This is a genomic window from Curtobacterium sp. PsM8, from assembly GCF_030433875.1.
Lineage (GTDB): Bacteria > Actinomycetota > Actinomycetes > Actinomycetales > Microbacteriaceae > Curtobacterium.
The window spans coordinates 15865-35343 of the sequence record NZ_JARUXD010000037.1 but is presented as its reverse complement, the minus strand read 5'-3'; the positions used below and the strand labels follow the sequence as shown (position 1 = coordinate 35343).

22 protein-coding genes are annotated in these 19479 nt (G+C 72.5%); 17 read left to right on the top strand and 5 right to left on the bottom strand.

Features of this window, described 5'->3' with window-relative positions; translation table 11 throughout:
• Positions 1-52: 52 nt before the first annotated feature.
• Genes QCD68_RS10250 through QCD68_RS10230 form a run of 5 tightly spaced genes read right to left on the bottom strand, consistent with a single transcriptional unit; the run spans position 53 to position 4175 of the window.
• Entirely contained in the window at positions 53-901 is an 849-nt protein-coding gene (locus QCD68_RS10250) for a hypothetical protein (RefSeq protein ID WP_301222946.1), read from the bottom strand.
• Between the two features lie 58 nt (positions 902-959).
• Positions 960-1352 carry a flagellar assembly protein FliW gene (gene fliW, locus QCD68_RS10245; protein ID WP_301222945.1) on the bottom strand — a complete coding sequence of 131 codons (393 nt, stop codon included), beginning with the start codon at positions 1350-1352 and terminating at the stop codon, positions 960-962.
• Complete coding sequence (locus QCD68_RS10240; protein WP_111073316.1) at positions 1349-2233, bottom strand: flagellin N-terminal helical domain-containing protein; 885 nt, start codon at positions 2231-2233, stop codon at positions 1349-1351. The genes fliW and QCD68_RS10240 overlap by 4 nt, the downstream gene beginning before the upstream one ends.
• Before the next feature lie 2 nt (positions 2234-2235).
• A complete protein-coding gene (flgK, locus tag QCD68_RS10235; protein ID WP_301222944.1) occupies positions 2236-3687 on the bottom strand; it encodes a flagellar hook-associated protein FlgK in 1452 nt (483 codons plus the stop codon).
• A gap of 2 nt (positions 3688-3689) precedes the next feature.
• Positions 3690-4175, bottom strand: coding sequence for a flagellar protein FlgN (locus tag QCD68_RS10230; RefSeq protein ID WP_111073317.1), 486 nt, complete (start codon positions 4173-4175; stop codon positions 3690-3692).
• 378 nt (positions 4176-4553) lie between these two features.
• On the opposite strand from QCD68_RS10230, the gene QCD68_RS10225 reads away from it, so the two are divergent.
• From QCD68_RS10225 to QCD68_RS10145, 17 genes are all read left to right on the top strand, one after another.
• The gene (locus tag QCD68_RS10225) at positions 4554-5372 is read left to right on the top strand and encodes a sigma-70 family RNA polymerase sigma factor (protein WP_111073685.1); all 819 of its coding nucleotides are present in this window, start codon (positions 4554-4556) and stop codon (positions 5370-5372) included.
• Positions 5373-5503: 131 nt separating this feature from the next.
• Positions 5504-6664 carry a flagellin N-terminal helical domain-containing protein gene (locus QCD68_RS10220; protein WP_301222943.1) on the top strand — a complete coding sequence of 387 codons (1161 nt, stop codon included), beginning with the start codon at positions 5504-5506 and terminating at the stop codon, positions 6662-6664.
• 122 nt (positions 6665-6786) lie between these two features.
• Positions 6787-8187 carry a flagellar filament capping protein FliD gene (fliD, locus tag QCD68_RS10215; protein WP_301222942.1) on the top strand — a complete coding sequence of 467 codons (1401 nt, stop codon included), beginning with the start codon at positions 6787-6789 and terminating at the stop codon, positions 8185-8187.
• Positions 8188-8204: 17 nt separating this feature from the next.
• Positions 8205-8687: a flagellar export chaperone FliS gene (gene fliS, locus QCD68_RS10210; RefSeq protein WP_111073320.1), complete on the top strand. Its 483-nt coding sequence runs from the start codon at positions 8205-8207 to the stop codon at positions 8685-8687.
• Positions 8677-9057, top strand: a complete 381-nt coding sequence (locus tag QCD68_RS10205) for a hypothetical protein (RefSeq protein ID WP_301222941.1) — start codon at positions 8677-8679, stop codon at positions 9055-9057. The genes fliS and QCD68_RS10205 overlap by 11 nt, the downstream gene beginning before the upstream one ends.
• A gap of 158 nt (positions 9058-9215) precedes the next feature.
• Complete coding sequence (locus tag QCD68_RS10200) at positions 9216-9560, top strand: flagellar basal body protein (protein ID WP_301222940.1); 345 nt, start codon at positions 9216-9218, stop codon at positions 9558-9560.
• Positions 9557-9952, top strand: a complete 396-nt coding sequence (locus QCD68_RS10195) for a flagellar basal body rod protein FlgC (RefSeq protein WP_111044204.1) — start codon at positions 9557-9559, stop codon at positions 9950-9952. Before QCD68_RS10200 ends, QCD68_RS10195 begins: the two co-directional genes overlap by 4 nt.
• Complete coding sequence (gene fliE, locus QCD68_RS10190; RefSeq protein ID WP_111073323.1) at positions 9952-10293, top strand: flagellar hook-basal body complex protein FliE; 342 nt, start codon at positions 9952-9954, stop codon at positions 10291-10293. Before QCD68_RS10195 ends, fliE begins: the two co-directional genes overlap by 1 nt.
• Positions 10293-11969: a flagellar basal-body MS-ring/collar protein FliF gene (gene fliF / locus QCD68_RS10185; protein WP_290156905.1), complete on the top strand. Its 1677-nt coding sequence runs from the start codon at positions 10293-10295 to the stop codon at positions 11967-11969. The genes fliE and fliF overlap by 1 nt, the downstream gene beginning before the upstream one ends.
• Complete coding sequence (gene fliG, locus QCD68_RS10180) at positions 11966-13003, top strand: flagellar motor switch protein FliG (RefSeq protein ID WP_111073325.1); 1038 nt, start codon at positions 11966-11968, stop codon at positions 13001-13003. Before fliF ends, fliG begins: the two co-directional genes overlap by 4 nt.
• Positions 12996-13616, top strand: a complete 621-nt coding sequence (locus tag QCD68_RS10175) for a hypothetical protein (protein ID WP_290156902.1) — start codon at positions 12996-12998, stop codon at positions 13614-13616. The genes fliG and QCD68_RS10175 overlap by 8 nt, the downstream gene beginning before the upstream one ends.
• Positions 13613-14956, top strand: coding sequence for a FliI/YscN family ATPase (locus tag QCD68_RS10170; protein ID WP_301222939.1), 1344 nt, complete (start codon positions 13613-13615; stop codon positions 14954-14956). The genes QCD68_RS10175 and QCD68_RS10170 overlap by 4 nt, the downstream gene beginning before the upstream one ends.
• Complete coding sequence (locus QCD68_RS10165; protein ID WP_301222938.1) at positions 14956-15381, top strand: flagellar FliJ family protein; 426 nt, start codon at positions 14956-14958, stop codon at positions 15379-15381. The genes QCD68_RS10170 and QCD68_RS10165 overlap by 1 nt, the downstream gene beginning before the upstream one ends.
• Complete coding sequence (locus QCD68_RS10160; RefSeq protein ID WP_301222937.1) at positions 15378-16154, top strand: C40 family peptidase; 777 nt, start codon at positions 15378-15380, stop codon at positions 16152-16154. The genes QCD68_RS10165 and QCD68_RS10160 overlap by 4 nt, the downstream gene beginning before the upstream one ends.
• Positions 16151-17686 (top strand): flagellar hook-length control protein FliK, encoded by a 1536-nt coding sequence (locus tag QCD68_RS10155; RefSeq protein WP_301222936.1) that lies wholly within the window; start codon positions 16151-16153, stop codon positions 17684-17686. The genes QCD68_RS10160 and QCD68_RS10155 overlap by 4 nt, the downstream gene beginning before the upstream one ends.
• A 28-nt stretch (positions 17687-17714) precedes the next feature.
• The gene (locus QCD68_RS10150; RefSeq protein WP_110902389.1) at positions 17715-18155 is read left to right on the top strand and encodes a flagellar hook assembly protein FlgD; all 441 of its coding nucleotides are present in this window, start codon (positions 17715-17717) and stop codon (positions 18153-18155) included.
• 45 nt (positions 18156-18200) lie between these two features.
• Complete coding sequence (locus QCD68_RS10145) at positions 18201-19376, top strand: flagellar hook protein FlgE (protein ID WP_253462942.1); 1176 nt, start codon at positions 18201-18203, stop codon at positions 19374-19376.
• Positions 19377-19479: the final 103 nt, after the last annotated feature.

Genomic DNA, 19479 nt, shown 5'->3' with positions numbered 1-19479 from the left:
CTCCCCACCAGCTGGTGGGGAGCCTCCCGTCCGTCACGTGGTGCGCGCAGCGTCAGTGGCCGCGACCGCGGTCCAGGGCACGCTGCTGCCGCTTGCTCAGCGGCTTCGGTTCCTTCGCGGTCTTCCCGCCGGAGGGCTCGAGCACGACCGTGAAGTGCGCAGGCGGCGGGCCGAACGCACTGCGTGAGGACTGCACGACCTTGCGACCGAGCGCGTGGTTGCCGAGCCCGCCGACCACCGCGCCGATGCCGAACGGGATCGCGCGGCCGAGGACCGAGTTGCCCTGACGGGTCAGGAAGCGCTTCACGAACGAGGCCCGGAGCTTGCCGCCGATGCCGCTGATCGCCGACTTCGGCAGCGACGAGGTGACGAGTTCACCCCAGAAGGCGGTGCGGCCCTGACCGCCCCCGGCCTGGCCGGCGAGCTGCTTGACGAGCTGTGTGCCCGGTGCGCCGAGCATCATCGCCATGACCAGGGCCCGGGCGCGCTCGGGGTCCTCGACGGTGATGCCGTGCACCTCGGTGACGGACTGGGCGAAGAGCGCGCTGGCCTCGAGGAAGCCGACGGTCTCGGCGCCGCTCAGCCCGAGGCTCGCGATCATGCCGACGCCGGGGATGACCGCACTGGCACCCACCGCGGCACCGCCGGACGTCACGGCGGTCAGGTACTGGCGTTCCAGGATCTCGATGACCTGGGCGGGCGAGACGTCGGGGTGACGGCGACGGACCCGGGCGACGTGGGCGACGACGGCCGGACGCTGGACCGAGATCGCCCGGTCGAGCCAGCCGTTCCAGGCGGGGGCGTCGGTCTGGACGCGCTGGCCGTCGGGCGTGGTGGCGGACTGCACGGGTGCGGGCGGCAGGGGCACGATCGCGTCGTGGTCCTTCGGGGAGCTGGACATGTGATCGACGCTACCCGTGGGGTGCCCGGGGACGCTGGGCGGCACCGCCGTCGTCCGCTCAGCTGCGGGCGAGCTCCGCGCGGAGCGGCAGGTCCTGGTCCTCGAGGATGCACTGCGCGCCGACGCCGGTCCGGGCGTTCACCACGACCGGCGCGAGCAGGTTGACGGTGGTGCCCGCGGCGTCGGGGTTCGCGACGACGAGCAGCATCGCGTCCTCGGCACGGGTCAGGTCGATGCCGGCAGCCTGCTCGTCGGTCAGCAGCGGTGCGTAGTCCGGCAGGTGCACCGCGGCGTCGAGCAGGTACAGCCGCGGGGCGTCCACCCCGGCGTCGGTGGTGCCCGAGCCGACGAGGGTGAACAGGCCCTCGGCGCCGTCGACGACGTCGAGCGTGAAGGAGCGCAGTGGCTCGAGGCCGAACGGTGCGACGGGGAAGGTCAGGTCGATGCTCATCGGAGGTAGTCCATCAGGGTCGGCTGCAGGACCTTCGCGGTGACGGCGAGGGCTGCCTGGTAGTTGGTGCTCTGGACCTGCAGGTCGAGGACGGCCTGCGCGAGGGCCTTGTCCTCGACACCGGAGCGGCGGCCCTCCAGGGTGGTGGACAGCGTCTTCAGCGCGTCCTGCGCGGACAGCGCGGCCGAGTGTCGGACGCCGACGTCGGCCTGGGCGCCGCGGACGGCGAGCTGGGCGGCGTCGATCTGGGTGAGTCGTGGGTTCACGTTCGTGCCTGCCTGCAGGTCGGCGACGATGCCGTCGAGGAGTGCGAAGACCGACGAGCCACCGGTCCCGAAGACGGCGCTGCCGTCGGTGTCGACGCGGACCTGCTCACCGGTGCCGATCGCGCGGGTGACACTCGTGCTCGCGCTGCCGGCCCACGTGGTGTCGGCGGCGTAGGCGGCGCCGGCGGGGGAGGACCCGGCGAACACCGACCGGGTGCCGTACTTCGTGTTCGCGGTGCTGAGCAGGTCGGCCTTGAGCCCCTGCAGCTCCTTGACGAAGGCGTCGCGGGCGGTGGGGTTCATGGTGCCGTCGCTCGCGGCCTGCACGGTGAGGTCGCGGACCTTGCCGAGCACGTTCCCGACGTCGGCGAGCGCGGTGTCGGTCGTGGCGAGCCAGCCGACGGCGTCGTCCGCGTTGCGGGCGTGCTGCGCGGCCTGCGCCTGCTCCTTGCGCACCTGCATCGCGGTCGCGGTGCCGGCCGGGTCGTCGGACGGCTTCCGGATCGCCTTGAGCGTGGTCGCCTGGTCGGTGAGGTCGGCGACCTTCGCGGCTCCGGCCTGCAGCCGCGCCTGCGCGGCGGCCATGGTCATCTGGGTGGTCACACGGGTGATCACGGTCAGCTCCTCCCGACGAGGCCGAGGCGGTTGATGATGGTGTCGAGCATCTCGTCGACGGCGGTCAGGACCCGCGCCGCGCCCTGGTAGGCGTGCTGGTAGGCGAGCAGCGAGACGTTCTCCTCGTCCATGTCGACGCCGGCGCTCGACTGCTGCTGGGTGCGCGCGTTGGTCAGGGCGAGTCCGGTCAGCGTCGATTCCGACGACGCCGTCCGGGAGGCACTGCCCACCCCCGTCACGAACGTCGCCCAGGTCGCGTCCGGGCCTCCGGCACCCGAGCCGATGCCCGCGATGGCGGTGAGCACCGAGGCGTCGAACTGGCCGGTGGCGCTCCGCGTCGCGAGGCCGGAGCCGTCGGTGGGGACGACGGACAGCCCCTGTGCGGCGGGGACCCCGGCGGCGAGGGCGAAGAACGCGGTCCCGGTCGCACCCGAGGGGGTCGTGCCGGTGGCGTGCCGGGCGTTGACGGTCGTGGCGAGGCCGGTCGCGACGCGGTCGTACGCGGCGGAGGCCTCGGCGAGGGCACCACCGGTGTGGGCGTCGTTCGCCGGAGCGAGCAGTGACAGGCCGCCGGCGATCGAACCGCCACCGAGGGCGACCGGACCGACCGAGCCGCCGACCCAGCTGAGGGACGGGGCCGACGGCTGCCCGGTGTCCGTCGTCGTGGTCATCGCGCCGAGGGTGGGCGGGCCGTCGAGCGTCACGCCACGGGCGGTGGTGCCCTGCACGAGCGGGTTCCCGCCGATGACGACGTCGACCGTGCCGTCGCCGTTGTCGCGGACGGACGCACCGGTGAGGGTCGCGATCTTCTCGGTCAGCTGGTCGCGCTGGTCGAGGAGCTCGTTCGCGGTGCCGCCGGACGCCACCGCGGTGCGGATCGCCCCGTTGAGGTCGGCGACCTGCTTCGCGGCGTCGTTGAGCTGGCCGACCTGCGTGGCGAGGGCCGAGCGGGTGGCGGACCACTGCGCGTCGATCGCGGACGAGCCGGCGGACAGGGCGGTGGCGACCGTCTTCGCCGCGCCGATCAGGGCGCTGGCCGAGCCCGGGTCGTCGAGGTGCGTCGCGAGGTCGCTCCAGGCGGACCAGAGGCCGTCGAGCTTCGCGGACAGTCCGTCGGCGCCGGGCTCGTGCAGGCCGGTCTCGAGCTGGTCGAGCGCGGTGGCGCGGGTGTCGGCGTACGCGGCGGCGCCGGCCGAGAAGCGGACGCGGGTGTCGAGCGTCGAGGACGCCAGCCGGGCGATCGCGTCGACGGACACGCCCTGCCCCGCGAGCGCCGCGGTGCCGCGGACGAAGCCGGTCTGAGCGGGTGCGCCGACCTCGGTCTGGACGATCCGCTGCCGGGTGTAGCCGGTGGTGCCGACGTTCGCCATGTTCTGGCCGGTGACGTCGAGGCCGGCGCGGGCCGCGCTGAGGCCGGAGTACGCGGTCTGCAGGGAGCCGAAGGTGCTCACCATCGCTACAGGTTCCCGTCGAAGAGCCGTGCGCCGTCGGTGGCTGTGCCGGACGAGCCGCTGGCGTCGTAGGTGTCGGCGTCCGTCACGGTGCCGGCGAGGGTCTCCTGCGTGGCCTGGGCCGCGACGCGGAGGAAGCGGTCGTTCTCGTCCCGCAGCGAACCGATGCGGGTGGTGAGCTCGAGCATCGCGGCGAGGTGGGAGGCCAGGATCTCGCCCCACGGGCCGGACGGGGCAGCGGCGACGACCTCGCGGAGCGGAGCGTCGGAGGGCATGCCCCACTCCTCGGCGACGGCGGCGCTCTGGGCGCTGCGCTCGAGACCGGTGGAGCGGAGCCGGTCGAGGACCTGCTCGACCTCTCGGCTGGCGTGCGAGATCCACCGGGAGCGCCCGGCGGCGAGCAGGAGCTGCTCCTCCTCGAGCTTGAACGTGAGCAGTTCGAGCAATTCGCGTTCGCGCCACAGGACGGCGGACAGGTCGTTCACGCTCATCAGCTCCCTCCGGGATCAGGCGACCGCCGGCTGCGGTCACCAGGAGTTATCGACGGGGACGGCCAAGGCGTAAGCGCCGGCGCCCACGTCCTCCGATCGGGGGACAAACTGTCCGATGTCCGCCGAAGTGAGGACAGGGCTGGGGTGTACCCACCCCCGCACTGGGTACGGAGAGGGACTCCCTGAGCACTCAGGCAGCCGATAGGTTCGAGATCAGCACCGGGGGACAACCCCGACTCGTGTCCAGGGCTCGCGTCCAGGCACGAGCGCACCGCGGGGACGGACCCCCGCGGTTCTCCGACGTACCCGGCGGTCCCGACGCCGGCGTTCGTCATGCCCACGGACGGGTCAGCCACACAGGACGACCAGGGGAACACCATGGACCGCACCGCACGCAACGCGATGATCGTCGAGCACCTGCCGCTCGTCGGCTACATCGTCGCCGAGACCTGCGCCCGCGCCACACACCTCAGCCGCGACGACCTCGGACAGGTCGGCTCCGTCGCCCTGGTGCAGGCCGCCGACGCCTTCGACCCGACCCTCGGTGTGCCGTTCGGCGCCTACGCCCGTACCCGCATCACCGGTGCCATCGCCGACGACCTGCGCGCCGGCGACTGGGCCAGCCGCGGCACCCGGAAGCGCATCCGCGAGACCCTCGCCACCCAGGAGGCGCTCTCCGCCGGTCTCGGACGTCGCGTCACCCCGCAGGAGATCGCCGACGCGATGGGTGTCGACCGCCAGACCGCGGTCGACGCGCTCACCGACGCCGCCCGCACCGTCAGCCCGATCGACGAGACCGTCCACGACACGGTGGCCGCCGACCTGCCGCTGCCAGGCGAGGACCTGCTCGAGGCCGAGAAGCGTCGCTACCTGGTCGCCGCCGTGCAGGCGCTGCCCGACCGGATGCGCCTGATCGTCGAGGCCGTGTACTTCGGCGACCGCACCGTCACCGACGTCGCGGCCGAGCTCGGCATCACCCACTCCGCCGTCTCGCAGCAGCGGTCGGAAGCGATGCGCCTGCTCCGTGACGGTCTCGCCGAGCACTACGGCGACGGCGGGCTCGCCCCCGAGCCGGCGTCCCGCACCACCGCGGCCCGACGGAGCGCGTACCTCGCCCGCGTCGCGACGAACGCCGCCGCCGGCATCACCCGCGCGGTGCAGGACGCGACCGCGGTCGGGCGGGTCGCGGCCAGTTGACCGTCCGACGGTCCGACGGCGGCGAAATCGTCCGACGGATCGTCTAACGCCTCCGGCAACACGGCCGAGAGGGACACATGTCAGCCCACGGACGGACTGACGATCGGCCCAGTTTCACGGAGGAACACATCATGGGTATGTCCATCAACACCAACCTCTCGGCACTCAACACGTACCGGAACCTCAACGCGACGCAGAACGACCTGTCGAAGTCCCTCGAGAAGCTCTCGAGCGGCCTCCGCATCAACCGTGCTGCCGACGACGCTGCCGGTCTGTCGATCTCCGAGGGACTGAAGTCCCAGGTCGGTGGCCTCACGGTCGCCGCCCGCAACGCGCAGGACGGCATCTCCGTCGTGCAGACCGCTGAAGGTGGCCTCACCGAGACCCACTCGATCCTCCAGCGCATGCGCGACCTGGCCGTCCAGGCCGGCAACGACTCGAACAACGACACGTCGCGTGCGGCGATCAAGACCGAGTCCGACCAGCTCCAGAAGGAGCTCGGCCGCATCGCGTCGTCGACGAACTTCAACGGCACCTCGCTGCTCAACAGCAACGCGACGCTGAAGTTCCAGGTCGGCGCGAACGCCGGTACCGACAGCCAGATCGCTGTCGACCTCAAGGGTGCGAACGTCCAGAACATCGTCGACAACCTCGCCGGTGGCGCGACCTCGACCGGCACCGGTTTCAAGATCGCCGACATCTCGAAGGTCGCCGGCGCGGCGACGTTCCAGGTCAGCAACGGCGGCGAGACCACCAGCGTCACGACGGCGGACCTCGGTGTCGCCGGCACGTTCACGAGCGTGCAGGGCTACGCCGACGCGCTGAAGGCCGACGCGAACTTCGCGGCGAACTTCTCCGTCACCGTCGACAAGGACGCCAACGGGGCCGGCACCGGCATCACCGTCACCGCGAACAACGGTGGCAGCGTCGACGTGAAGGCACCGGGCACCGGTGTCGCGGCCGGCACCCCCGGCTCGACCGTCACCGGCGGCGTCGCGTTCGACACGGCCGACAAGGCACAGGCATCGATCACGCTCATCGACAAGCAGATCGCCCTCGTCTCGTCGGCTCGCTCCAACCTCGGTGCGATCCAGAACCGCTTCGACCACGCCATCAACGTGACGAACGTGGCCAAGGAGAACCTCACCGCGGCGAAGTCCCGCATCACCGACGTCGACATGGCGGAGGAGATGGTCAAGTACACGCGCGACAACATCCTCAGCCAGGCCGGCACGTCGATGCTCGCGCAGGCGAACCAGAGCACGCAGGGCGTCCTGTCGCTGCTCCGCTAGTCGCACCGGTCGCCACCACCGCGGAGCCGTTCGGGTGCTCCCCGGTGGTGGCGTCCACCCCTGCCGACTGATCCTGGTCGGTCCACCCGTCCTCCGAGCCGCCGACCACCGGGGAGCCAGCGATGTCCACCACGTCCGCGACGAGCAGCTCGCTCGCGATCGACGGTCTGGTCTCCGGGCTCAAGACCACCGACCTCATCAACTCGCTGATGAGCGTCGAACAGGTCCCGCAGACGCTGCTCAAGGCGAAGGTCACCACGACCAACTCCTTCATCTCGTCGCTGCAGACCATCAACGGGCTCGTGCAGTCCCTGGCCACCAAGGCCGCGGCCGCCGCGAAGCCCGGCTCGCTCGACCTCTTCACGGCGTCGTCGAGCGCCGCGAACGCCACCGTCTCGGCGAGTGCGACCGCCACCGCCGGCGCCGTGTCCTTCACGGTCGGTCAGACGGCCGCCGCACAGGTCGGAGTCACCGCCGCGATGTCGTCCTGGGGGGACACCGCGTCGGCGCTGACGTTCACGAAGCCGGACGGTACGAGCACCACCGTGACGCCGGCATCGGGTTCGCTCGACGACACCGTGACGGCGATCAACGGCTCCGCGGCCGGGGTCACCGCCACGAAGGTCGCCGCGGGGACCGACGCCAGCGGCACCAAGCTCTACCGACTGCAGCTGACGAGCACCGCGACGGGCGCCGCGAACGGGTTCACCCTGCACCGCGGGACCGCCGCGGACGTCACCGCGGGCACCGCGACCGACGTGCTCGCCGAGCCCGGTGCGGCCGTCGTCACCCGGGCCTCCGACGCATCGGTGACGCTCTGGGGCGGGACGGCTGCGGCGCAGACCATCACGAGTGGGACGAACACGTTCGCCGACCTGCTGCCCGGCGTCAGCGTCACGGTGTCGAAGGTGTCGACGGACCCCACCACGGTGACGGTCGGTCGTGACAGCACCAAGGCGCAGGCCGTGGCCTCCGGGCTCGTCGACGCGCTCAACGCGGTCACGTCGTACTACTCGTCGAACACCGGTGTGACGAGCACGACCAGTCCCACGAGCGGGACGACGAGCACCACCGCCGGTGTCCTGCTCGGCGACGCCACCACGCGGTCGGCCGTCCAGCGGCTGACCAGTGCGATGTCGACCCCGGTCAACGGGAAGTCACCGTCGTCGATCGGCATCGTCATCTCGAAGGACGGCGACTTCGACTTCGACGCCGCCGCGTTCCAGAAGGCCCTGGCCGCCGACCCCGCCGGCACGCAGGCGATCATGTCCGGTGTCGCGCAGGCCGTCTCGGACGCCGCCACCGCCGCGAGCGACAAGTACACCGGTTCCATCACGACCGCGATCACGGGGAACCAGTCCGTGGTCAAGGACCTCAACACGCAGATCGACTCGTGGACCGACCGACTGACGATGCGCCGGGCGACGCTGCAGACGCAGTACGCCGCGCTCGAGACCAGCCTCAGCAAACTGCAGTCGCAGTCCAGCTGGCTCGCCGGTCAGCTCTCGTCGCTGTCCAAGTGAGCCGTAGGAGAACCGTCATGAACGCCTTCGACCTCAGCGGGTCCGCCGCCTTCCGGCAGGCCGCGAAGCCCCGCACCGTCACCGACCAGCGCCGCGCCCAGTACACGAACGAGGCGGTGCTGTCGGCGACGCCGGCCCAGCTCGTCACGATGCTCTACGACCGGCTGCTGCTCGACCTGCACCGGGCCGAGAGCGCCCAGGTCGCCGCCGACTGGGACGCCGCCCGCGAGCAGCTCCTGCACGCGCAGGCCATCGTCGGGGAGCTGTCCTCGACGCTGAAGATCGACGTGTGGGACGGCGGCGAGGGACTGCTCGCCGTCTACAACTACGCGTCGACGTCGCTCATCACCGCGAACGTGCACCGCGACGTCCAGGCCACCCGTGACTGCATCCGGATCCTGGACCCGCTCCGCCAGGCCTGGCACGACGCCGCGGCCGCGTTGCCGGCGACCCCGGTCGCGCCGCAGCACACCGCGGGCGGGGCGCTCGGTGTCGCCTGACGCCGAGGCACCTCTGTCCGCCGGGGACACGACGGCGCACGCCCGCTGGGAGGCGGCCCTCGCCGACCTCGAAGCGACCCTCGACGACACGACCGGCACCGACACGACCGACACCGACGCGACCGGCACCGACACGACCGTCGACGGCACCACCGCGGGCACCGCGACCCCCTGGTCCGCGCCGACCGGGCTGGGACCGGTCCCGCGCGACCTGGTGGGGCGTGCCTCCCGGCTGCTCGCCGCGCAGCGCGACCGGATCACCGCCGTCGAGGACGCCCGACGGGTGACGCTCGAGCACCTCGGTGCGCTCCGCGCGGTGGACGCCACGCGCACCCCGCAGGCCGCCGTCTACCTCGACGCCAGCGCGTAGCCGGCGCACCGGCCCCCGTTCGGGGCGAGCGCTAACACCGCTCGGGACCGCCGCCGATAGCCCCTGTCGAGCACGGATCGCTCGACCACCCGGCCACGGATCGGCCACCACCGCCACGGCGACGTCCCCCGGACGGCGCCCGACGAGGGGACCCATCCGTGCTCGACTCCGTGACGTCGGCCGCGCTGCAGAGCGCACTCGACGGTCTGTCGATGCGCCAGCGCGTCATCGCGAACAACATCGCGAACATCAACACCACGAACTACCACGCCGAGAAGGTGCAGTTCGAGGACGCGCTCGCGAAGTCCGTCGTCGACGGCAACGGCCACACCGCGCCGACCGTCGCGCGGAGCCTCGAGCCGACGAACACGAACGGCAACAACGTCAACCTCGACGAGGAGACGCTCTCGAACGTCGACACCGTGCTGCGGTACCAGTTCGCGACGCAGGCGATGAACTCCGAGCTCACCCAGGTCCGTGCGGCGATGCGGACCAACTCGTGACGACCTTCGACGCGATCGGCATCGCGAGCACCGGCATGACCGTGCACCGGAAGTGGCTCGACGCGATCTCCGACAACATCGCCAACGTCAACACCGTCCGCTCGATGGACGACTCCGCGTTCCAGGCCCGCTACGTCGAGGTCCAGGAGGGCAACGGCGTCTCCGGCGCCTACGTCAAGGGCGCCGCGTTCGGCAGCGCCGCGGGACGCGTGACCTACGACCCGGACAACCCGCTCGCGAACGCCGAGGGCTACGTCCGGATGCCGGACATCGACCTCGGGACGCAGATGGCGGACCTCATCATGGCCCAGCGCGGCTACCAGGCGAACGCCGCCGTGGTCGACCGTGCCAAGACCGCCTACGAGGCGGCACTGCAGATCGGGAAGAACTGATGCCCATCGACGGCGTGAACGGCGTCACCACGAACGCCATGACGAACGCGCTCACCTCGGTCTCCGGGACGAGCAGCGACATCGGCACCTCGGCCACCTCCGGTACCGAGGGAACCGGCGGCAGCGGCTTCGCCGCGTCCCTCGGCAACGCGGTCGACGGCCTGCAGCAGCTGCAGAGCGACTCCAAGACGCTCGCGCTCAAGGCCGTCACGGGCAACCTCGACGACATCCACGACGCCACGATCGCGTCCACCCGCGCCCAGGTCACCCTCGAACTCGTCGCCGCCGTCCGCAACAAGGGCGTCGACGCGTTCAACGAGATCATGCGGATGCAGGCCTGATGCCCGCCGGCATGCAGAACGTGCTCGGCCGACTCGGCGCGTACGTCAAGGGGTTCACCGCCGCACAGCGGACCATCGCGATCATCGGCGTCGCAGCGCTCGTGCTCGGCGGGATCGCGCTCGCGTCCTGGCTCGGCAAGCCGTCCTACGCGCCGCTGTTCACCGGCCTGGCCGCGGCGGACGCCAGCTCGGTCACCGACCAGCTCACCACCGACGGCGTGCCGTTCCAGCTCACCGACGGCGGCGCGACGATCCTCGTGCCGCAGTCGAAGGTCTACACGGAGCGGCTCAAGGCCGCGTCCAACGGACTGCCGTCGTCGAACGAGGGCGGCTACTCGCTGCTCGACACGATGGGCGTCACGAGCTCCGAGTTCCAGCAGGACGTCACCTACAAGCGGGCGATCGAGGGCGAGCTCGCCAAGACGATCTCCGCGATGGACGGCGTGCAGACCGCGAGCGTGCAGCTGGCGATCCCGAAGAAGTCGGTCTTCGTGTCCGAGGAGAAGGACCCCACCGCGTCCGTCTTCATCGCCACGAAGAACGGCGCGCAGCTCGACACCGACCAGGTGCAGGCGATCGTGCACCTCACCAGTGCCGCGGTCGAGGGCATGCAGCCGACCGACGTCTCGGTGGTCGACCAGAAGGGCCAGACCCTGTCGGCCGTGGGCACCGGCGCGACCGGTTCCGGCACCGACCAGGCCGCCGACTACGACGCCGCGACGAGCAAGAAGGTCCAGGACCTGCTCGACACCACGCTCGGCGCGGGCAACGCCAGCGTCGTCGTCGCCGCCACCATGAGCGACAACTCCGGCACCCGCACGACCGAGTCCTTCACCACGCCGACGACCGGCCCGGTGGCGCTCAACGAGTCGTCCACGAAGGAGCAGTACGGCGCCGGCGCGAGCGGTGCCGGCGCGGGGGCGACCGGCGTCCTCGGCCCGGACAACATCGCCGTCCCGAACGGCACCGCCAAGACCGGGACCGGTACCGGCGACGGCGGGTACGAGAACCAGTCCGCGACGAAGAACAACGCCGTCGACAAGACCACCGAGACCACGCAGATCCCGGCCGGGGCGATGGACCGCCAGACGATCTCCGTCGCACTGAACTCCAAGGCGAAGTCGGTGCAGGGCGTCAACCTGCAGAGCATCAACGACCTGGTGGCGAACGCGGCCGGCGTCGACGCGACCCGTGGCGACCAGGTCAAGGTCGCGATGATGGACTTCGACACCAGCGCCGCCGACGACGCCGCGAAGGCGCTCGAGGCACAGCAGCAGGCCGACCAGCAGGAGGCGCTCTGGTCGGCGATCCGCACCGCCGGCATCGTCGTCGGGATCGTCCTGGCCCTCATCGCCCTGATGGTCTTCCTGACCCGACGCGGTCGCCGCCAGCAGCGCGAGCAGGTCGACCTCGGCGAACTCGACGCGTTCGGCGAGGCGTTCCCGCTGCCCCTGGCGGTCGAACCCGCCGACGTCCGCACCGGACTCGCCGCCGGCGACGCCCCGACCGTGGCGCTCCAGGCGCTGCCCCACGACGACGCCCCGACCGAGGTCCTGACCACGGACGAGATCACCGCGGAACGTCGACGCCAGGACATCGCCGCCCTCGCCGAACGCGACCCGAAGCGCACGGCCGAGCTCCTCCGCGGGCTGCTCGACGACCGGGCGTCGGTGTGAGCGCCGTCGTCCCCGCGCCCGGCACCGACCGACCGCTGACCGGGGCGCAGAAGGTCGCGCTGATCCTCATGCAGATGGACACCGAGCGTGCTGCCGAGGTCATGAAGCAGTTCACCGAGCTGGAGGCCGAGGAGATCTCGCAGGAGATCGTCCGGATGCGCCGGGTCGACGACGAGGTCGTGGACCGCACGCTCGGCGAGTTCCACCGCCTGACCCGCACCGGCCGGACCAGCCGTCGCGGCGGCAAGGAGACCGCGCTGGGCCTGCTCGAGGCGTCCTTCGGCGCCGAGCGTGCGGCCGGCGTGATGGACCGGCTGGCGTCCAACCTGGCCGGCCAGTCGTTCGAGTTCCTCGACGACGCCGAACCCGGACAGGTCATCGCCCTGCTCGAGGGCGAACTGCCGCAGACCATCGCCCTCGTGCTCGCCCACCTGGGTCCGGCGCAGGCGAGCGCCGTGCTCGCCGGCGTCGACGAGCGCGTCCGCACCGACGTCGCGCAGGCGTTCGCCACCATGGGCACCGCCACACCCGAGTCCGTCGGCATCGTCGCCGGCGTCCTGCGTTCACGCGCCGGCGCCGTCGTCTCGCCCCGCGAGAGCGTCGAGGTCGTCGGCGGCATCGCGCCGCTGGTCGAGATCATCAACCGCTCGGACGTCGCCACCGAGAAGGCCGTCCTCGACGGTCTGGAGGCCCGTGACCCGGAACTCGCCGAGGACATCCGTTCGCGGATGCTCACCTTCGAGGACATCGTGAAGCTCGAGTCGCGCGACATCCAGCAGGTGCTCCGCGGCATCGACTCGAAGATCCTGGCCACCGCCATGAAGGGTGCGCCCACGCCGGTCGTCGAGACGATCCGCGCGAACGTGTCCGAGCGCAACCGCGAACTGCTCGACGACGAACTGCAGTCGATGGGCCCGGTCCGGGTCTCGCAGGTCGAGGAGGCGCGTGCGGAGGTCGTCCGCTCGGTCCGCGAGCTCGAGGCCCAGGGCGTCATCACCGTCCACCGCACCGAGGAGGACGAGCTCGTTGACTGAGCCCTTCGCCCCGTTGGCGTTCCCGGTGATCACCGACGCCGCCCTGGCCCGCCGCGCCGCCAGCGCCGACGTCCGCGGCCATGCTGCCGGGTACGCCGCCGGGCTCCGGGCCGCGCACGTCGAGACCGAGGCGATCCGCGCCCGGATGGACGCCGAGCACGCCGCTCGACTCGCCGACCTCGAGTCGCTCGTCGTCGACCGGCTCGCCGTCCTCGAACGGGCCGCCGCGGCGCTCCGGGACCGGGTCGCGCCGGTGCTCGCCGCCGCCGAGGAGTCCGTCGCCAGCGCGGCCGTCGACCTGGCCGAGGCCGTCGTCGGGTACGCGGTGCGGGCCTCCCGGACCGACCCCACCGTCGTCGGCGGCCCGTCGGCCGCGGCCGAGGCGACGCTCCGGCGGGCGCTCGACGTCGCCGCCGCACCCGTCGTGACCGCGGTCCGGCTGAGCCCGGCCGACGCCGCCGCCGTCGCTGACCTGGCCGTCCCGGTGCCGGTCGTCGCCGACCCGACGCTGCGCGACGGCGACGCCGTCGTCGACCTGCCCGACGGACTGCTCGACGCACGGATCGACGCCGCGCTCGCCCGCGCCCGTGTCGCGTTGGGAGGGACCCGGTGACCGCCGCGACCCTGCTGCGTCCGCGCGGCCTCGACGACGCACTCCACGCCGCCCGGCCGCAGCGCGTCGGCACCGTGACGAGCGCCGTCGGACTCGGGCTCACCATCGCCGGACTCGACGCGCACGTCGGCGAGGTCATCACCGTCGGCGCCGAGGGTGCCCCGCAGACCGCCGTCGAGGTCGTCGCCACCGACGCCACCGGCGTCCGCTGCATGCCCCTCGGCCGACTCACCGGCATCACCGCCGGCACCCCGGCCCGCTCGACCGGCCGGCCCGTGCTCGTGCCGACCGGCACCGGCCTGTTCGGGCGGGTGCTCGACGGGCTCGGGCGACCGATCGACGACCGCGGCCCGCTCGACGCGGATGCCTGGGTGCCGCTCGACCACGACACCCCGAACGCGATGGCCCGCACCCGGATCGACACCCCGATGCAGCTCGGCGTCCGGGTGCTCGACACCCTGACCACCGTCGGCCGCGGGCAGCGCATGGGTCTGTTCGCGGGGTCCGGCGTCGGCAAGTCCTCGCTGCTGTCGATGATCGCGCGGGGGAGCGACGCCGCCGTGAACGTGATCGCCCTGGTCGGCGAACGCGGCCGCGAGGTCCGGGAGTTCCTGGAGGACGACCTGGGGCCTGCGGGCCTCGCCCGCTCGATCGTCGTCGTCTCGACCTCCGACGAGCCCGCGCTGATGCGCCTCCGTGCCGCCTTCGTCGCGACCCGCATCGCGGAGTCCTTCCGCGACGCCGGGCAGGACGTCGTGCTCATGATGGACTCGCTCACCCGCGTCGCGATGGCCCAGCGTGAGATCGGTCTGTCCGTCGGCGAACCGCCGGCCACCCGGGGCTACCCGCCCTCGACGTTCACGGTGCTCGCCGGACTGCTCGAGCGGGCCGGCACCGACCGGGTCGGCAGCGTCACCGGGATCTACACGGTCCTGGTGGACGGCGACGACCACAACGAGCCGATCGCCGACGCTGCGCGCAGCATCCTCGACGGGCACGTGGTGCTCGACCGGAAGCTCGCCGTCACCGGACACTTCCCGTCCGTCGACGCCCTCGGGTCGATCTCCCGCGTCGCCTCGAAGGTCACGACCCCCGAGCAGCGTGCGACCGCGACCGCGCTTCGGAAGGTCATGGCCGCACGCCGCGCCGCGCAGGACCTGCTCGACGTCGGCGCGTACCAGCGCGGCACGAACCCGCTCGTCGACGCGGCCGTGGACCACCAGGACGCCATCGACGGCTTCCTCCGGCAGGGCATGGCCGAGCAGGTCACCGCCGCCGGGTCGTGGGAGCGCCTGGCCGGGCTCGTCCGCACCCTCGGCGTCGGCGGAGGGGTGCTCTGATGGCCCGCCGTTTCCCGCTCGCCGGACTCCTGCGCCTGCGGCACGCCGAACAGGACCGTGCCGCCGCGACCCTCGCCGACGCCAACGGCCGGGTCCGTGACGCCGCCGACGCCCGGATGGCCGCACGCCGCACCCTGGACGACGAACCGTCGACGATCAGCGACGCGGCGACGCTCAGCGCCGTCGCCTCGGCCCGTGCGGCGACCCGGGGGATGCTCGAGGAACTCGACGCCGTCGTCCGCTCCCGCCGCGCCGACGCCGACCGGGCGCAGGAGACCTACAACGCCGCACGCCGTTCGGCACTCGGGCTGGAGAAGCTCGAGGGCCAGCACACCACCCGGGTCACCGCCGAGGACCTGCGCACCGAACAGAACGCACTCGACGAGATCGCGGCCCGTCGCCGCACCGAGGGGGGACACCGATGAGCATCGACGCCGTGCTGTCGCGGATCAGCGAGATCCGCAGCCAGATCGAGACGCTGCAGAGCGGCACCGCGGGGACCGCCGCGGGGTCTGCCGCCGCGTCGTCCGCGGCCGCCTCCACCTTCGCGGACGCCCTCGCGCCCCAGAGCGGAGCCGGAGCGGGTTCCGGGCTCGGGACGGCCGCTGGTTCCGCCGCCACGGCCGCTGGGACCACGGGAGCCGGAGCGGCGTCCACCGCTGCACCCGCCACCTCCGTCGACGCCGGCCGCGGCACCCTCGCCACCGGCAGCGGAGCCACCGGGGACGCCGTCGTCGCCGCGGCGAAGAAGTACCTGGGCGTGCCGTACGTGTTCGGCGGCGAGACCCGCGCCGGCATGGACTGCTCGGGCCTGGTGCAGACCGTGTTCAAGGACCTGGGCGTCACGATGCCCCGGGTCGTGCCGGACCAGGCCGACATGGGCGTCGCGGTGCCGTCCCTGGCACAGGCGCAGCCCGGCGACCTCATCATCCCCAAGGGCGAGGGACACATCGTCATCTACGTCGGCGACGGCAAGGTCCTGCACGCCCCGCGCCCCGGCAAGGACGTCCGGATCGTCGACAACTGGTACAAGGACTCCGACATCGCCACGATCCGTCGCATCGTGCCGTCCGGCCAGGAGGCTGCGGCCACCTCCGGCCCGCAGGTCGCCCGCTCGGTCGGTGCGCCGAGCGCCACGAACGCCACCGACATGCAGATGGCCGCGCTGCAGTCGCTGTTCGCCGGGAGCGCCGCATGAACGGGCTCTTGACGGGTGCGCCGCCGGCACCGGTACCGGCTGTGATGCGGCCGCGCGGAGCGGGGGAGCGCTCCGGCGCTGCCGAGGCCCGGTCCGGCGCCGAGTTCGGAGCCGCGCTGTCCGCGGTGTCCGGTGCGGGCCAGCGCGACCGGGGACGACCGGAGCCGACCAGGGACGACAGCACCCCATCTGCGACGGTCATGAGCCCGACGGGCAGCGCCGCCGGACTCGTCACGCCGACGACCGGGAACCCGGGGGCTGCCGCGACCGGTGCAGCCACGGACGACGACGACGCCGTCACGAGCGATGCCGCCACGACGGAGCCCGTCGCTCAGTCCGTCGCGAACGTGCTCACGCCGGGCGTCTCCGCCGCACTGGCCGCCACGGGTACGGGCACCGTTCAGGGTGTCGTCGGGCAGGACCCGGCAGCGGGGACGCTCGCCACACCCGCGGCCACCGCCACGACCGGTGACGACGCGACCGCGGAGACGCCGGACCCCACCGCGGTCGCCGGGACCGGCACCCCGACACCGGCCCTGCCGAACCCAGCGCTGTCGAACCCGGCACTGTCGAACGCGGCCCTGCTGAACACGGTGTCGCTCGTCGCTGCCGCGATGAGCACGGCTCCGGCGGCCCCGACCGCATCGTCGTCCGCGACGGCTTCCGCCGCCTCGTCCACCGCTCCGGCGGCCGGCGTCGTCGGGACTCCGGCCACGGCACCGACCGGGGCTGCCCTCGCGTCCGGTGCCACCGCCGCAGCCCAGCCCACCGCTCCCGCCGGACGACCGACCGTCGCGGCAGCAGCAGCAGCAGCGACGGCGACCGCGTCCGAGCAGCACCCCGCGGTCCAGCACACGCCCGCCGCGCTCCCGGGCGCGCAGTCCGCCGCCGCCACGCCCGCGACGGCCGCCACCCCGGCCGGCCACGTCCCGACCGCAGCCGGCGCGGACCAGGGCGGGGCGAGCCTCCCGGCCGGTCCCGGCACCGTCGACGCGCCCGTCGACGCGCCCGTCGTCCTTGCCGTCCCCGCGACCGCGGCGCCCGTCAGCAGCACGCCCACCGCAGCCCCGTCCGCCCCGACGTTGCCCGCCGCACCGCAGCCGGTCGCCCAGCAGCTCGCACGCCCGCTGTTCACCCTCGCGCACGCCGGCCCCGGCGAGCACGTCCTGACCGTGCAGCTGACGCCGGAGGCCCTCGGCCCCGTCACCGTCCGCGCCCACGTCACCGGGCACGGCATGCACGTCGAGCTGTTCGCGGCCTCCGACGTCGGCCGCGACGCGGTGCGGCAGATCCTGCCCGACCTCCGCCGCGACTCCGGCGGCAGCACCACGCTCGACCTGTCGGCGCAGAACCACCCGGCCGACGCCGGCGCCGACGGTCGGGACCGGGCAGCAGCCGACACCGCCGGGCGCGACGGGACCGGTCGGGAGACCGACCACCCCGCCGACAGGGAGGCCCGTCCCGGCCCCGCCACGACCCTCCCGTCCGCCCCGACCACCGTCCGCACCGCGGGACTCGACGTCCTCGCCTGACCGGCCACCACGACAAGGAACGAGAACCATGCCACTCGACGGGATCACCGGCTCCGTGGACACCGCCACGGCCGCCGCCGCAGTCGCCGCCAACCCGACCTCGTCGCGGTCGCAGACGATGGACTCCGAGGTCTTCATGAAGCTCCTCGTGACGCAGCTCCGCAACCAGGACCCGTCGTCGCCGATGGACACGAACCAGATGATCAGCCAGCAGACGCAGCTCGCGATGATGGAACAGGTCACCAACCAGACCACGACGGCCAACGAGGACTTCTCGCTGCAGATGCGGATGGCCGCCGCGAACCTCGTCGGGAAGCAGGTCAGCTACACCGACGCCGCCTCCGGCGCGGCCGTGACGGGGACCGCCACCGCGGTGTCCTACGCCAAGAGCGTGCCGACCGTGACCGTGAACGGGAAGGAGGTCGATCTCGACGTGATCTCCGGTATCACCACCGCCTCCGGTTCCTGACCCCACCCTCTTCCCACACACTGCTCGTCCACGAAGGGACGCACCATGCTCCGCTCGCTCTACTCCGGCATCTCCGGCCTCCGCTCCCACCAGGAGATGCTCGACGTCACCGGCAACAACATCGCCAACGTCAACACCGTCGGCTTCAAGTCGTCGACCACCGTCTTCCAGGACACCCTGTCGCAGATGACCCAGGGTGCCGGTGGTCCCCAGACCGGCATCGGCGGCACGAACCCGGCGCAGATCGGCCTCGGCGTGCAGGTCGCCGGCGTCTCGACCAACTTCGCCCAGGGGTCCGCGCAGGCCACCGGCAAGGCGACCGACCTGATGATCTCCGGCGACGGCTTCTTCGTCACCCGCCTGGGCAACGACACCGTCTACAGCCGTGCCGGTGCGTTCGACTTCGACGCCGACGGCCGCCTGGTCAGCTCCGACGGCAAGATCGTCCAGGGCTACTCGGCCACGGACGGCGTCGTCAACGACGGCGGCCAGATGAGCGACATCACCCTGCCGCTGCAGGCCGCCGCTCCCGCCACCGCGACCAGCACCGCGGGCGTCACCGGCAACCTGCCCTCCGACACGAAGACCGGCGAGGTGCTCAACCGCGACGCCACCGTCTACGACCAGTACGGCACCAAGCACACCCTGTCGCTCGCCTACACGAAGACCGACACCGGGTGGACCGTCGCCGCCTCGAACGGGCAGGGCGCCTCGGCCACCGGCACCGTCGCGTTCGGCGCCGACGGCAAGATCACGCGCGGTGCGACCCTGCAGGTCGGTGGCGTCGCGGTCGACATGACCCAGCTGACCGGGTTCGCCGCGCTGAACACCGCGGCGATCTCGTCGCAGAACGGGCACGAGGCCGGCTCGCTGAAGAGCTACTCGATCTCGAAGGACGGCACCGTGATGGGTACGTTCTCGAACGGCGCCTCGCTGGCCGTCGGCCGGATCGCCCTCGCCACCTTCGCCAACCCGGCGGGCCTCGAGAAGACCGGCGCGTCGGGCTACCGCGCGACCGCGAACTCCGGTGCCGCCACCGTCGGCGTCCCGGGATCCGCGGGCGTCGGCTCGCTGGCCGCCGGCACGCTCGAGATGTCGAACGTCGACCTGTCGCAGGAGTTCACCAACCTGATCGTCGCGCAGCGCGGTTTCCAGGCGAACGCCCGCATCATCACCACCTCGGACGAGGTGCTGCAGGAGCTGACGAACCTCAAGCGCTGATGAACGTCGAGGGACCCCGATCCCGGCTGCCGCTCGGCAGGGGAGCGGGGGTCTTCGTCGTGACCGTCCCACACGTGTCAGACGACCGGCGCGCGGTCACCGT

What these genes read in the sequence shown, in the direction of transcription:
- QCD68_RS10250 (WP_301222946.1), bottom strand. Translation starts at nt 901, where the DNA reads ATGTCCAGCTCCCCGAAGGACCACGACGCGATCGTGCCCCTGCCGCCC.
- fliW (WP_301222945.1), bottom strand. Translation starts at nt 1,352, where the DNA reads ATGAGCATCGACCTGACCTTCCCCGTCGCACCGTTCGGCCTCGAGCCA.
- flgK (WP_301222944.1), bottom strand. Translation starts at nt 3,687, where the DNA reads ATGGTGAGCACCTTCGGCTCCCTGCAGACCGCGTACTCCGGCCTCAGC.
- QCD68_RS10230 (WP_111073317.1), bottom strand. Translation starts at nt 4,175, where the DNA reads ATGAGCGTGAACGACCTGTCCGCCGTCCTGTGGCGCGAACGCGAATTG.
- QCD68_RS10225 (WP_111073685.1), top strand. Translation starts at nt 4,554, where the DNA reads ATGGACCGCACCGCACGCAACGCGATGATCGTCGAGCACCTGCCGCTC.
- QCD68_RS10220 (WP_301222943.1), top strand. Translation starts at nt 5,504, where the DNA reads ATGGGTATGTCCATCAACACCAACCTCTCGGCACTCAACACGTACCGG.
- fliD (WP_301222942.1), top strand. Translation starts at nt 6,787, where the DNA reads ATGTCCACCACGTCCGCGACGAGCAGCTCGCTCGCGATCGACGGTCTG.
- fliS (WP_111073320.1), top strand. Translation starts at nt 8,205, where the DNA reads ATGAACGCCTTCGACCTCAGCGGGTCCGCCGCCTTCCGGCAGGCCGCG.
- fliE (WP_111073323.1), top strand. Translation starts at nt 9,952, where the DNA reads ATGCCCATCGACGGCGTGAACGGCGTCACCACGAACGCCATGACGAAC.
- fliF (WP_290156905.1), top strand. Translation starts at nt 10,293, where the DNA reads ATGCCCGCCGGCATGCAGAACGTGCTCGGCCGACTCGGCGCGTACGTC.
- QCD68_RS10165 (WP_301222938.1), top strand. Translation starts at nt 14,956, where the DNA reads ATGGCCCGCCGTTTCCCGCTCGCCGGACTCCTGCGCCTGCGGCACGCC.
- QCD68_RS10160 (WP_301222937.1), top strand. Translation starts at nt 15,378, where the DNA reads ATGAGCATCGACGCCGTGCTGTCGCGGATCAGCGAGATCCGCAGCCAG.
- QCD68_RS10155 (WP_301222936.1), top strand. Translation starts at nt 16,151, where the DNA reads ATGAACGGGCTCTTGACGGGTGCGCCGCCGGCACCGGTACCGGCTGTG.
- QCD68_RS10150 (WP_110902389.1), top strand. Translation starts at nt 17,715, where the DNA reads ATGCCACTCGACGGGATCACCGGCTCCGTGGACACCGCCACGGCCGCC.
- QCD68_RS10145 (WP_253462942.1), top strand. Translation starts at nt 18,201, where the DNA reads ATGCTCCGCTCGCTCTACTCCGGCATCTCCGGCCTCCGCTCCCACCAG.